Raw genomic sequence first — 14,251 nt, 5'->3', positions numbered from 1 at the left:
TCATTTCTATCTCGTATAGCTAAAATCTCTCTAGTTAACGTTTTTATTTACGTTGGGTTGACACTTTCATCGTTTATGACGATTACAGTGCCCGTCGACTAAAATTAACAACAATGTACGCCAAAGGTGGAGTTTTTGTGTCGAGCGTGAGTTATCAGCATTCGCAGTTAGCAGCTTGTGAAGAGTGCGGCTTAGTAAGCCAACTTCCAGCAATGACAGAAGGGCAAGTCGCCAAATGTCCTCGCTGCGCACATACGCTATCCAGTTTAGCGAAACAACCTTGTCAAACACTGATGGCGTTTGCTGTCGCCAGTTTACTCATGCTTGCAATGAGTCTGCTTTTTCCGTTTATGTCTTTTAGTGTAAAAGGCATCACCCACGAAATTTTTCTGATCAATACCGTTGCTATGCTCGATGCCTTTGAACAAAGTGCTTTGGCATTGCTGCTTCTTCTGAGCGTATTAGTTCTCCCTGCCGTTTATGTCTCATTGATGGGGTGGATGCATTGGCGTATTTGGCGTAGCCAACGTTATGCCAAACGCCTTTCGACTAAGTGGATGCGAGTTTGTAAAATACTGGCGAAAATCGAGCCTTGGATCATGGCTGATGTATTCCTTATTGGGGTGCTGGTGAGTTTGGTTAAAATCGCAGCCATGGCCGATATTGGTTTAGGCTATTCGTTTTGGGCGTTTTGCGTTTACACCGTGTTGATTGTAAAAACGCTTTCATTAGTTGACCCTGTTTGGGTTTGGCAGCAAATCAAACCAAGCATGCCGGTTGAAACGGTCAATGCAGGTGATGATCACCTCTCTGGTACTTACACGGTGTGCCACCATTGCCATCAGATTAATCCGCACGTTGAAAATGCTCATAGTAAATGTATCCGCTGCGTAAGCACCTTACATGCCTACAACCCCAAGTTGAGTTTGCAACGTTCTTGGGCTTATTTATTGGCAGCAATCATTTTTTATTTTCCAGCCAACCTGTATCCCATCATGTATACCGTTAGCCTAGGCAGTGAAACTCCATCGACTATTTTGGGGGGCGTTGTGTTACTTTGGCAGTTAGGTTCATATCCTATTGCCGCTGTTATTTTTATTGCGAGTGTTTTTATCCCCATGGCAAAAATGCTCGCATTGGCTTGGATTTACTGGAACGCTAGAAAACCTGAGCCTCTTATGTTTGGTCAGGCAATAAAACGTCAAAAATTGTATCGAGTGACTGAGTTTATTGGTCGTTGGTCGATGATTGATATCTTTGTGGTTGCGATTTTGGTCGCACTGATCCAGTTACACAATCTTATGGCGATCACTCCAGGTCCGGCATCCTTATCGTTTGCTGCTGTAGTGATCCTCACTATGTTGTCTGCAATTTCATTTGATTCTCGCGTCATTTGGAGTGGTAGTCGTCCTTTGAAGGAGTTGCACTTAAATGAGTGAACAAAACGATATTCAAGCGAATATTAGTCAGCACTCGAATCTGTCCGCGATTTGGTTGATCCCGCTAGTTGCGCTCGGAATTGGCATTTGGATGCTGTATCAATATGTCAATAGCACCGGTCCTGAGGTGACACTGATCATGTCGGATGCATCTGGTATCGAGGTCGGAAAAACGCAAATTAAATCGCTCAACGTGAAGGTGGGCGTGGTCACAGACGTGACTTTGAGTAAAGACTACGACCACATCATCGTCAAAGCGCAGATGACTAAAGATGCCGCACGCATGTTACGCAAAGATAGCTTGTTTTGGATCGTTGAGCCTCGCGTGGGTAAAGAAGGCGTATCGGGCTTAGAGACTTTGCTTTCAGGCGCTTATATTCAGCTTCAACCAGGTAAAGCGACGGAGAGTCGAACTCGTTTTGATGTGTTAGATACTCCGCCAGTCGCTCCACCTAATGCTGAGGGTTTGCGTGTCGTATTGAATCACGACCTCGCGGGTCAGCTTTCTGTTGGCGATCCGGTAATCTATCAGGGCTTTACTGCGGGTCGTGTTGAAAAAGTGACGATCGATACGGCCAACCGTATTGCTCAGTATCAACTGTTCATCTTCAAACCGTTTGATAGCTTGGTGCGAACGTCGAGCCAGTTTTGGCTAAGTTCAGGCGTTGACCTTCAGCTTAACGCCGAAGGGTTCAAAGTAAGAATTGATTCAATTGAATCTATGCTCAGCGGCGGTGTCAGTTTTGGTGAGGTGGAAAATGATAATCCGGGTCAATTAGTGACGAAAGATTACCGTGAATTCGCACTGCACAATTCGAAAGTAGACGCGGAAGAGGGGATTTATCGCCAGTCCGTAAAATATGTCGTGTTATTCAAAGATTCGTTACGAGGGTTAAAAGTAGGGCTCCAGTTGAATTTCGTGGTTTGAAAATTGGTAGTGTCACCCGTGTACCTTGGCGCCGAGCTAAGCTAGAGGATGGTTTTGACATTCCTAAACTCGGAGTGCAAATCAAACTAGAACCGCGTCGAATCTTCACCTTCGATCAAGGTGAAACGTATACCAATAAACAGTTGATGGCATTAATTCAACGCGAATTTGAAAACGGTCTGCGTGCGAAGCTTAATACTGGTAGCCTGCTAACAGGTGCACTATACGTCGAGCTTGATTACACCGAAGAGAAAGAAAAATACGTGGCCGAGACGATAGATGGCAATCCGGTTTTCCCTTCAATGCAAAGCGAAATAGCGGAAGTTCAAACCAAGATGATGGAAATCCTGAATAATGTGGCGAATCTGCCGTTGAATGACAGTGTTTCTTCATTGAATGGTTCTCTAGCGCAACTAGAAAAAACGTTGAGTTCGGCAGAGCAAACCATGAACAGTATTCGCACTATGGTTGAGCAAGACGATACGCAATCTTTACCAACGGAACTCAAACAAAGTTTACAGCAGCTTCAAACAACACTTGATAGCTTCAGCTCGCAATCTAGTGTGTATCAAAACCTTGATCAGTCGTTGCTAGAGCTTGAGAAAACCATGAAAGCGCTACAGCCTGTGTTGAAGCAAATTGAGGATAAACCAAACGCGCTGATCTTTGGTGATGAGGTAAGTGATGATCCGCAACCAGTAAAAGGAACGAGTAAATGAGATACATTTTAATGGTGTGTTGTTTGGCTTTGGTCGCATGCTCATCGCAACCAACATCAAACAATCAGCAATACCTGTTACCGGATTCGGAACAAGCGATCGTCGCTTCGTCTAAAGCACCGCTTTTGGTTATTGACGTTGAATTGGCGCAATACTTAGATGTGGATGGCATTGTTTACCGCGTTTCTGATTCAGAAGTTATCGAAGCAAAACAAAATCAATGGGCGATGGATTTGCGTCGTCAATTGCAAAATCAAATCGTTGCCCAATTGAAAGCTAAACAAACTCAATATTGGCCCGTGCAGCTAAATAATGCGTTGAAGACGCAAGACAGCGATAGTTTGGTGGTAAATATTGAGCGATTTAATGGTAGCTATACTGGTGATGCTCAAGTGAGCGGAGAATGGATGTTGATCTCTCCAGAGGGAAAAATTCACCAAGTTCAAACGTTCAATTATGCTGTTCCTTTAGATAATGAAGGGTATGCTGCGTTAGTAAAAGCAATGAGCGAAGGTTTACAAATGGTGACAGATGAAATATCTGCATCTTTTTAAGCTCGTTTGATCTCAACGTTGTTAAGCGCGAGATGGCTAAATAGAACAAGGATCGGTTTTATTTAGCATCTCGCGCTTTCGCATTGGCATGCTGTCAATCTCTTGTTTTACTTCTCGCCAATTCGTTGACTTGCCCCAACGAAGCTTCTCTCCGCCATCTTTACCAATCAAAATGGTTGTGTGTTGATCTGGATTGACACGATAGATATTAAACAAAGCCCCGAGGTCAAAGTGCTGCTTTATCCAATCCGGTTGGGAATAACCATCTTGTGTTACGACAATGGTGACAACGTCACGGTGGGTGAGCGAGCAATCATGTAAGAGCGCTTCCAGTTCAAACTGTTTCACGTGTTCGTCTTGTGAAGGCGCAAAATAAATGACGCTGCGATGTGGCCAAGCTTCTGCATAGGCAGGGTATCCCATAGCGAATGGAAAATAAAGCAGCGATAGCAAGCCAATTAATAAGCGCTTCATACATACCTACTTATATCGCCAGTGCGATAAAAACAACGAAACCAGTCAGATAACCTTGCTCGAACAGACGAGCTTGTTTCTTTCTTACGCTAATTATAGTGGCAAAGCTCATTTCTTACTCTGTGAAGGCGAGCGCCTTGTTGGTGAAAGCGAGAGGGAGAATTGGGGGATTGATGACGAAAGTGCTATGATAGTGGCTGTTTTGATTGGGAGTTTGATACTCATATGAGTGACTCCCAAAGGGCGAGTTTACTTAGTTCGTATCCTTTCTGACGATGTTTGATTTAGAACCACAAGATCTTTAAATCATTGCCTCTTCTATAAACTAAGTTATTCCCGCTGAACCAAGAATCCGAGGTTATTTGAGTATATATGCCAACACCTAGCTCGAAAATTTTGTCCGGTGAGTTGCTGAAAGAGTATCAAACCGTCGCCTATATGATGGAAATTTACTGCAAGCAACACCACCAGTCTCAGGGAAGATTGTGCCCAGAATGCCAATCTTTGCTGGATTACGCCGAAATACGATTAGACCGTTGCCCATATGGCCAAAACAAACCTACCTGTAATAAATGCCCAATACATTGCTACAAGCCTGAGCCAAAGGCGGAAATGAAGACCGTAATGCGATTTTCTGGGCCAAGAATGTTGTTGCCTCATCCGTGGCTGGCGATTCGTCATTTGCTCCATGAACGCAGGAATGTACCAACTGGTAAACCAGCGGCTAATCAATCCAATCGGCATGTTCGCAAAAAAAATAAGGGAGCTTAAGCTCCCTTATCTCAAATCATTGCGGTTTATTCACCAGCCATCGCTTGGCGTTTGGTTTTGATACTTGCGAGTAGCATGTAGATGCAAGTTGCAAGTAGTGATGCAAACAAGTAACCCAACAAGCCTTGCTCAAGCCCCATGAAGCTGTCTGCCAATACTGGGCCCACAACAGAGCCAACGCTGTAGCTAAACAGCATAACTTGAGTGATAGAGACAATATACGCCGGATCCATCTTGTCACAGCCTAGATTGATCGCTACTGGGTAAAGGGCAAACACGGCCATACCCAACACGAACAGGCTTGCCGCCAGTGCGTAAATTGACTCATTGATGGTAACAAAACCAATCGCAGCAACGCCCAGTAAGCAGAATAGCGCCATTAATAGAGTACGACCTAGGAATTTAGACATCCAAGGCACAAGCGGTTGTACAGCCATACCACCAAGGATAACCAGTGCCATCAAGCTACCAATGTTGTCATTTGCAATACCACGGTTGAACAGTTCTACTGGCATTAGGCCATAGATCGCACCGAGAGTTAAACCAGATACAACACAACCAATAATGGCAGCATGGTTAAGCTTACTGATCTGTTTTAGTGATAGTGCGCTGCTTTGGCCTTCTTCAGGTTGGTCAGTACGACCAAACATCAGTACCAATACTGCTAGGATAAGCAATACCAAAATAGCAACAAATGGCAGACTGCCAGTAATACCAAGGAAACCGATACCAAGTTGGCCAAGTGAGCTACCACCGTATAGTGAGCCCATGTAAAGGCCAAGACGTTTTGCGCGATCGCTCTCATCACCATGCAGTAACCATGATTCTACGATGACGAACACACCAGCGACAGCTACGCCAGCAACAAAGCGAGACGCGAGCCAAGCCCATGAGTTAATGATGGTTGGCAGAACTAAAATCGTGGCGATAAAAGCGATCAAACACCAGATGAAGGATTTACGGTGACCGAATTTATTTACGATTGGTTCAAATACCATGGCACCCGCAAGCAGACCGGCATAAAACACACTGGCTAACCAACTCGCTAAAGAACCTTCCAACCCATAATGTGGAAGCATAAGCGGGATGATGCTCATTAAGTAGCCAGAAGCGACCGCATAAAGAGCAAGCGCAATCACAGGGACTGAAATGCGAGCTTTTGGCGCAGTTGCGAGAGTGTTTTCCAATGTCGTAGCCTCGAGAAAATAGAGAAAAATGGGGTGTCTATGGGCGCGACTATGGGGATTTTTGAACAAGGGTAAAATGAAATTATATTACCGTCACGACAAAAGTTTGTTATCGTAAAAATGCTGCTATAATTCTATGCAAAAAGCAGCGAAATTCATACGTTTTTATCAGTAAGAGTGCGAAAATTGAATGAGCGTAATATTGACTTATTTCTCTTTAAAACAGTGAATTAGAAAGGGTATATTCAGGGAAAGGTATCCTTTAAGTTATTTGTGCCTTATCGCTTGTAAAGGCGATATAAACGTTAACAAAGCCGAGATAAATTTTATTAAGGTTTCGCATCAAGATTTATCATGTGATGCTCGATTTCAACATACAACAATTTCTGAAAGTCACCGTGTTGGCGAGGCGATACGTGCTCGTTAAATCGTACGTGTTAAAGGGTATGAATCCCTTGCTTGCCAAATAGTACAAAACGTACTTACTCAAGCGTAATGTCTGCAATGCAGTTACATTTTTATTTGCGCAATCCCACTAATCAAAAACAACGATTTAGCCTAACTTGAGGCGGGCTAGCTATAGTTATACTATCAAAAACAAACAACAAATATTAAAGGCTTTTCAATGAGCAACTTTTACGCAGAGATTAGCGGTTGGGGTAAGTGTCTACCGCCAGCAAAATTATCCAATAACGATTTAAGTACATTTCTAGATACTTCAGATGAGTGGATTCGAACCCGCACTGGTATTGAGCACCGCCGTATCAGTCATGTAGAAACATCTGATATGGCGACGGTCGCTGCTCAGCATGCAATGGCATGTGCCGGTGTGACAGCGAAAGATATCGACGTGATAATTGTCGCGACTTGTTCTCCAGACTCCTTAATTCCAAACATTGCCTCCAAAGTTTCGCAAAATATTGGATCTCGCGCGGCGGCTGCGTTCGATTTAAATGCAGCATGTACAGGATTTATTTATGGCCTTGAAACTGCAACGCGCCTGATTCAAGCCGGAAACTACCAACACGCATTGGTTATTGGTGCTGAGCGCCTTTCTTTTTTCATTGATTGGACCCAGCGTGATACCGCAGTGCTGTTTGGTGATGGCGCTGGAGCGGTTGTGCTGAGTAAAACGGATAAAGCCGTCGGCTTGCAACATGCGCAGTTAGGTTGTGATTCGCGTGGAAGAGATATTTTGTCCGTGCCTAAATTTGGCACATCAATGGATCGTTTTGCTGCCGATAATGGTTATTGGGAATTTGAATTTGTTGGCAAAGAAATCTTTAAACGTGCGGTGAAAGGCATGGGTGCTGCGGCTAATAATGTACTGAAACGCAGCCAGCTATCAACTGACCAAATTGATGTCATGATTCCACATCAGGCGAATATTCGCATTATTCAGACCCTATGTGATCTCGCCGGAATTGAACAAGATAAAGCGTTTGTTAACATTCAGAATTACGGTAATACGTCTGCTGCCACTGTGCCTATCGCACTATGTGAAGCCTTAGAGCAAGGGCGAGTCAAACCCGGTGACAACATGCTGCTGGCTGCATTTGGAGCAGGCTTAACTTGGGGGGCGGGGCATGTTCGTTGGGGTGAACGAGTTACGCCTATCGAAACCAGTGACGCAGCACTGACTGAATGCAAGCAAAGCGCATTGGCGTTGTTGGAAAATGCGATTGCCAATTGTAAAAACAAACCCGCTTAGATAGTTACCTATCGTATTGAGTGATAATATTGCGCCTTAGAAGACATAAATTAAGTCAGTAAAGCTAGGGCGCAAATGAAGTTTCTTCACACCTCCGATTGGCACTTAGGCCGACAATTTCACAATGTATCATTGTTATCTGATCAACAAGCGGTACTTGAACAAATCATCAGCTATGTAATAGCAAATCCAGTCGATGCCCTAGTGGTGGCCGGTGATATTTACGATCGCAGCGTCCCCCCAACTGCTGCCATTGAACTCCTCGATCAGTTTATTGCAAGAGTATGTGGCGAGCTTAAATTACCCGTGATTATGATCCCAGGTAACCACGATGGTGCGCAGCGCCTAGGTTTTGCCGCTAAGCAAATGAAGTCATCAGGTTTGCATATTATTGCCAACTTTGACGATATGCAGACTCCGGTGGTGATTGAGAGCGATATTGGGCCTGTCGCATTTTACGGCATGCCATATAACGACCCAGAGCTTGTGCGTCATTACACTCAGCAGCCAGCAAAAGATCACGATCAAGCTCATCAACTGTTGGTGGATCTTATTTGTCAGCAGTTTCAGCCGCAGCAGAAAAATGTGCTGCTTAGCCACTGTTTTGTTGATGGTGCAATAGAGTCTGAATCAGAACGTCCATTATCGATTGGTGGTTCAGATCGCGTCAGTCATGAACATTTTATGAAGTTTGACTATGTCGCTTTAGGTCATTTGCATCAGCCGCAGAAAAAAGGAGAAGAGTACATTCGCTACTCCGGCTCGTTAATGAAATACAGCTTTTCTGAACAGCATCAAGCCAAAGGCATGACATTGGTTGAGTTGGGTGAAAATGGATTTTTATCCGCCACACATATTCCACTGACTGCGCCACATCAAATGCGCATTATCGAAGGTGAGTTGCTCGACCTGATTGAGCAAGGTAAAACCGATCCTAATAGCCACGACTATATTTTGGCCCGCCTAACCGACAAGCACGCGATTCTCGACCCGATGGAAAAGCTACGTAAGGTTTATCCGAATGTGTTGCACTTAGAAAAGCCGGGTATGTTGATTGGTGTTGATCAACAAATGGGTAAAGCGCGTTTGGCTCGTGGCGAGTTGGATATGTTTAAGGACTTTTTCCTTGAAGCTAAGCAGGAGCCACTCACTGCGGATCAGGAATCCGCGATTAGTGACATCATCACTCAATTGACCCGTCAGCAAGAGGCTTAATCAATGACGCCATTAAAACTCACAATTCAAGCGTTTGGTCCTTTTGCTAATCAGCAGGTCATTGATTTTACCGAGCTTGGCCAATCCCCCCTGTTTTTAATTAATGGCCCGACGGGCTCTGGTAAAAGTTCGATTCTCGATGCGATCTGTTTTGCCCTATACGGCGAAACTACAGGCAGTGAGCGCACGGGTGAGCAAATGCGCTGCGATCACGCACCTGCTGATCTGCCGACTGAGGTGGTATTTGAATTTAGCCTTGGCAGCAAACATTACCGAATAGAGCGTTCACCAACGCAAATGTTACCGAAAAAGCGCGGTGATGGTTTAACCAAAAAAGAACATAGCGCCGTGTTGTTTGCGATGGAAGAAGGACAAGAGCAGCTGCTAGCAAACAAGCCACAGCCTGTGGCAAAAGCAATCAGTGAGCTGATTGGTTTAGATGTCAAACAGTTTCGTCAGGTGATGGTGCTACCACAAGGTAAGTTCAGAGAACTGCTGATCGCCAATTCGAAAGAGCGTGAACAGATTTTTGGCCAGTTGTTTCAGACACATATTTATGTCGCGATTGAACGAGCACTGTTTGATAAAGCGGCGCATATTCGCCGAGCTAAAGATGAGTTTGATAATCAAATTAAAGGGGCGTTGGATGTTGCCGGCGTTGAAAGTGAAGAACAGCTGAACGCGGCGATTGATCAATTAACGCCTGAACTTTCGGCGAGCCAAGTGCAGTTGCAAAACGCACAACAAGCGTTGGAAGTCGCGCAAACGCAGCATAAATCCGCCACTGAATTGGTGGCTAAATTTGCTCGTCACGACCAGCTAGTTGCCGAGCGCACGGTTCATGTTGCTCAGCAGGCTGAGATGGATGCGTTGGTTACCAAGAAAAAGCGTGCGCAATTGGCCGATGGTATTCGTAATGCGCATACTCAATGGAACACGGCGAAGCAAAAGCATCAGCAATTGCAAACCGTTGTCGCGGATAACCTGACCCAGGTTGAGCAAGTAAGTGCACAGTTCCAGCAAAATGAGCAAGCTTATTTAGAGGCCAATCAGTCAGCTCAGATTATTCCTGAACTCAATAAAAAGCTGTTTGAACTGAATGAAATTGCCAAGCGCTTAATTCAGCGCGATCAGATGCAAGCGGAGTTGGTTAACGCGAGACAACATCAGCAGCAAATCGCGTATACCCATCAGCATGCCATACAGGAACTGACTGCGCTTGAAGAAGGCTATCGCACACAGCAAACACAACTGCAGCAAATTAAGGAAGCGTTAGCAGGGTTACCTGCTAAGCAAGCACAGCTTAAACAAATTCAGAGCCTGATCCATTATCAGCAAGAACTAGTGAAAACCGAGCAAGCCGCTGAGCAGTTTCGAGCAATTTTCCAAACCAGACAAAGTGAGTATCAACAAGCGCAGAGCGTTTACGAACAAGCTAAGCAGCTTGCTGATCAACAAGAATACCTATGGCATAGCTCGCAGGCAGCGCAGCTTGCGAAAACTCTGCGAATCGGGGAGCCATGCCCGGTTTGTGGCAGTAAAGATCACCCACAGCCTGCCAGCTTTACCCAACAAGAGGTCACCAAAGAGCAAGTAGAGCAAGCTCGAGGACATCAGGCTCAAACACTAAAACGGCAAGAAACGGCGTATCAAGCGCTGCAGCAAGCACAAGCAGAAGTCGCGAAAGTTGAACATGCTGTCGCAGGTTGGCGAAATCACATTGGTGACAATATTCAACCAGCAGAGGTACTTAGCCAGCAAGCTTTACAATTAGAGCAAGAGATAGCTCAGCTTAACCCTAGTGTGGCAGAGCAGGCTAGCCAACAGCTGGCTCAAACTGAACAGGCATTGGCGCAAGCGAAGCTAAATGCTCAAGAGTTAGAGCGTCAGTTAACCGAAGCTCAACAGCAAAGCGCGAAGCTTGAAGGTAGTTTAGCGAGTGTAGCGCAAGGGTTGAGTTCCAATGAGCAAACAAGTGCAAACGTAATTAACGAAATTTCAGAGACAGATAAGCAAGTTAATACACTTCAGCAAGCTGAGCAAAGTGCTAAACAGCAACTTGATAATTCGCGTACTCTATTGGTTACCACGCAAACTCAGCAACAAGAATACCAAAAGCAGCTTAGCGATGCGTTAAATCAATTGGAAGCTACGCAGAACGCATGGGATAAGGCTTTAGGTGGTAGTATCTTTGAAGACGAACAAGCCTTTTTACAAGCGAGCTTGCCACTTGTTGAACGAGACAAAATTGAGCAGACAGTATCGGCGTACACAGAGCGTACTTCCACCCTTAATGGCGCTATCGATACGTTAGCATCAGATCTTGCCGAGCAACAAAAGCCGCAAGTTGACGCGCTAGCGGAAGCTTTAGCTGCAGCTCAGTCTGGTTACCAAATGGCAGCGCAGAGCCAAAGTGCATTGCAATCCCAGTTGGATAACTTTAATAAAGTGAAAGCACGTTTGGCTGAGTTGTATAAGCAAAATGAAGCGTTAGAAGCTCAATATCAAGTTGTTGGTACGTTGAGCGACATTGCCAACGGTCGTACTGGTGCGAAGGTGAGTCTGCATCGTTTTGTTCTTGGTGTGTTGCTTGATGATGTTCTTATTCAGGCGTCACAACGTTTACGTGTCATGAGCAAAGGTCGCTATGAATTACGACGTAAAGAAGAGCGAGCGAAAGGCAATGCAGGCTCAGGTCTTGATCTGATGGTTGAAGATAGTTATTCGAGTAAGCTGCGCGATGTGGCGACGCTATCTGGTGGCGAATCGTTTATGGCAGCGTTGGCGCTGGCTCTGGGTCTATCGGATGTGGTGCAATCTTATAGTGGTGGTATTCGCCTTGATACTTTGTTTATCGATGAAGGCTTCGGCAGTCTTGACCCTGAGTCGTTAGACTTGGCTATTCAGACATTAATTGATTTGCAACAAGGTGGACGTACCATTGGTTTGATATCACACGTCAGCGAACTAAAAGAACAGATGTCACTGCGTATTGACGTAAAAAGTGATCGCGCAGGGAGTCATATCCAATTGCGAGGTATCGCATTATAATTAGTCCGTTTTTTTCGCCAGAGGTCACGATTTCTGGCGAGTATATTGCAACTATTTTTACTTGATGGCTCAGCAAAGTGTTGCGCCTTGCTGTGATGAGACGTTAGATGGAATCGGTTCGTAAGGTATATCAGTATGCAGAGCCCAATCTCACTGTGATTGGTTGGATGGGCTTTTTGGGTTTCCCTGCATACTATTATGTTTGGGAATATTTGTTCCCACAGCCATACGAATCGTTACCACTTCGAATATTTTGTTCGTTGCTGTTTGCCGTCCTAGCCTTTAGACATCGCATTCCCGTGTATTTACAGCGGTATTTGCCGATGTATTTCGCCATATGCATTCCAATTTGTCTGCCTTTCTTCTTCTCATACATGATGTTTAAGAATGATTGGTCAGAAATATGGGTAATGTCATTTATGGCATCAATCATTATCCATGTGCTGGTGGTGTTTCGGACGGGTTTACTGTTGTGGCAAACCAGTATTGCGTTCATCGCCTCTACATTTTTGGTGTATGGGGGCAGTTGGTCTGCTATCCAGCAAGGAATAGCTTGGCCCTATATGGCCATTTTTGCTTTTACCTATGTGTTTGGTAACCTCTTCTATCTGCGTAGTCAAAGTGAACACGAGTCTCGTGTTTCTCTGGCGAAATCTTTTGGTGCGGGTATTGCGCATGAGATGCGTAATCCACTGAGTGCACTGAAAGCGTCTCTTGATGTGTTGGAAGTGTTGCTGCCTCCTCAACCATCAGACTCGTCAAACCATAAAAAACTGGAAATAGATGCGGACTCATTGGCGTTAGCCCATGATGTGATTGTGCAAGCCAATGAAGCGATTCGTAGCGGAACCGAAACGATCGACTTACTGTTAACGTCGATTGATCAAAATCGAATTACCAATGCCACTTATCGCAAACACTCGATGCGCGCCGTTACTGAGCAAGCCATTGCGAGTTTTCCTTATCCACATCCCACCGATAGGGATGCAGTCCATGTCAATTTGCAGCAGGACTTCTACTTTTTGGGAAGCGACACCTTAGTAAAATACACCTTGTATAACTTACTAAAAAACGCCTTCTATCATGCTCGATGTGATCAGTTCTCAATCACCATAGAATTGCAGCGTTACAATGGCTTCAACCAATTGGTGTTAACCGATAATGGCGTCGGGATGAGTGCTCAAGTGAGTAAGCAAATATTTGATGATTTCTACACTCAAGGTAAGGCGAGTGGCTATGGTATTGGCTTACCGTTTTGTTTAAGAGTGATGCGTGCGATGGGTGGGAATATTCGTTGTCGTTCCGAGCTCAATCAATTTACTGAGTTTGCGTTAGCATTCCCGATTTACAATTCCGTTGTGGTCCAGCGAATTAAGCAAGATATGCTCAAGAACAAGAGTACGCTTTATATCGGCTCATCGACGCTTTTAACCAGTGTTCTGGCGGATAGTGCTTTTTATCTCGGCTTTAAGGCGAAAAACATTACGGTAGTAAAAGCGCTCGAAAAAGAAGAGTTTGAGTTTGAATATGACGTGATTTTTGTCGATCTGGACAAAGAGTTGTTGGATCAGCGAGTGCTAGCTGAGTTAGAGGCGAAGTTGAGCTTTACGCAAGCACGAATTGTGTATCTCTATGATAAACAATCCATTTACAGCTACAGTTTAGATTCAAACTTTGAATTTTATCCAATCGAGAAATCACGCTTTAGAATTCAATGTTCCGTTATTATCGATGAGTTATGCTTTGATTCGCCCCAAATGACGAGACAATTCGAATTGAAGCGCAATCATTATCAAGGTAAAACACTGCTGATCGCTGACGATAATCACTCTATTCGTGCATACACGGCGGTACTGATGAAAAAGCACGGATTTTCGGTCATTGAAGCTCACAATGGGCAAGACGCTTTAGATATTCTGCAACACACCAACGTGGATCTGATTGTGATGGATATTGAAATGCCTGTTATGGATGGTTTAACGGCCGCCAAACAGATTCGAAACCTTTACTCAGCAACGGACTCACTGCCTATTATCGGCTATACAGGCGATTCATCGGATGAAATGGCGTATAAAATCTATGAGTCGGGGATTAATGACTACCTCGTCAAACCAGCAGATACTGAGGCTTTAATACTGAAAGTGGGTCAATGGCTTTAAGTGATTTAAAGCCATAAAAAAGTGGGGGTGGATTGCTGAGGAA

At 44.7% G+C, this 14,251-nt stretch carries 9 protein-coding genes and 1 pseudogene; 8 read left to right on the top strand and 2 right to left on the bottom strand.

The features are described from left to right. Nucleotides 1-137 precede the first annotated feature (137 nt). The 3 genes and pseudogenes from Vt282_RS17865 (at nucleotide 138) to Vt282_RS17855 (ending at nucleotide 3,640) form a co-directional block, all read left to right on the top strand. Nucleotides 138-1,439, top strand: a complete 1,302-nt coding sequence (locus Vt282_RS17865; RefSeq protein ID WP_232055197.1) for a paraquat-inducible protein A — start codon at nucleotides 138-140, stop codon at nucleotides 1,437-1,439. After that, nucleotides 1,432-3,086 (top strand): annotated as a pseudogene (pqiB, locus tag Vt282_RS17860) (intermembrane transport protein PqiB). The gene Vt282_RS17865 and the pseudogene pqiB overlap by 8 nt, the downstream one beginning before the upstream one ends. Next, complete coding sequence (locus Vt282_RS17855) at nucleotides 3,083-3,640, top strand: PqiC family protein (RefSeq protein ID WP_162064269.1); 558 nt, start codon at nucleotides 3,083-3,085, stop codon at nucleotides 3,638-3,640. The pseudogene pqiB and the gene Vt282_RS17855 overlap by 4 nt, the downstream one beginning before the upstream one ends. A 36-nt stretch (nucleotides 3,641-3,676) precedes the next feature. Here Vt282_RS17855 and Vt282_RS17850 read toward each other — a convergent pair whose 3' ends face one another. Further along, nucleotides 3,677-4,114, bottom strand: coding sequence for a DUF4174 domain-containing protein (locus tag Vt282_RS17850; protein ID WP_162048279.1), 438 nt, complete (start codon nucleotides 4,112-4,114; stop codon nucleotides 3,677-3,679). A gap of 372 nt (nucleotides 4,115-4,486) precedes the next feature. Between Vt282_RS17850 and Vt282_RS17845 the strand changes: the two genes are divergently transcribed. Beyond that, nucleotides 4,487-4,885 carry a nitrous oxide-stimulated promoter family protein gene (locus tag Vt282_RS17845; protein WP_162064268.1) on the top strand — a complete coding sequence of 133 codons (399 nt, stop codon included), beginning with the start codon at nucleotides 4,487-4,489 and terminating at the stop codon, nucleotides 4,883-4,885. 26 nt (nucleotides 4,886-4,911) lie between these two features. Here the strand turns inward: Vt282_RS17845 and Vt282_RS17840 are convergent, their stop codons facing one another. Continuing rightward, on the bottom strand, nucleotides 4,912-6,072 hold the full coding sequence (locus Vt282_RS17840; RefSeq protein ID WP_162048278.1) for an MFS transporter: 1,161 nt from the start codon (nucleotides 6,070-6,072) through the stop codon (nucleotides 4,912-4,914). A gap of 625 nt (nucleotides 6,073-6,697) precedes the next feature. Here Vt282_RS17840 and Vt282_RS17835 point away from each other — a divergent pair. The 4 genes from Vt282_RS17835 (at nucleotide 6,698) to Vt282_RS17820 (ending at nucleotide 14,208) form a co-directional block, all read left to right on the top strand. Beyond that, nucleotides 6,698-7,783, top strand: a complete 1,086-nt coding sequence (locus Vt282_RS17835; protein WP_162064267.1) for a ketoacyl-ACP synthase III — start codon at nucleotides 6,698-6,700, stop codon at nucleotides 7,781-7,783. A 75-nt stretch (nucleotides 7,784-7,858) separates the two neighbouring features. Beyond that, a complete protein-coding gene (locus Vt282_RS17830; protein WP_162064266.1) occupies nucleotides 7,859-8,998 on the top strand; it encodes an exonuclease SbcCD subunit D in 1,140 nt (379 codons plus the stop codon). 3 nt (nucleotides 8,999-9,001) lie between these two features. Beyond that, nucleotides 9,002-12,049 carry an AAA family ATPase gene (locus Vt282_RS17825; RefSeq protein WP_162064265.1) on the top strand — a complete coding sequence of 1,016 codons (3,048 nt, stop codon included), beginning with the start codon at nucleotides 9,002-9,004 and terminating at the stop codon, nucleotides 12,047-12,049. Nucleotides 12,050-12,156: 107 nt separating this feature from the next. Beyond that, nucleotides 12,157-14,208 (top strand): ATP-binding response regulator, encoded by a 2,052-nt coding sequence (locus tag Vt282_RS17820; protein WP_162064264.1) that lies wholly within the window; start codon nucleotides 12,157-12,159, stop codon nucleotides 14,206-14,208. The last annotated feature ends 43 nt before the right edge of the window (nucleotides 14,209-14,251 follow it).

The organism is Vibrio taketomensis, assembly GCF_009938165.1.
Lineage (GTDB): Bacteria > Pseudomonadota > Gammaproteobacteria > Enterobacterales > Vibrionaceae > Vibrio > Vibrio taketomensis.
The sequence above is the reverse complement of the archived record's forward strand: the minus strand, read 5'-3'. Positions and strand labels throughout refer to the sequence as shown.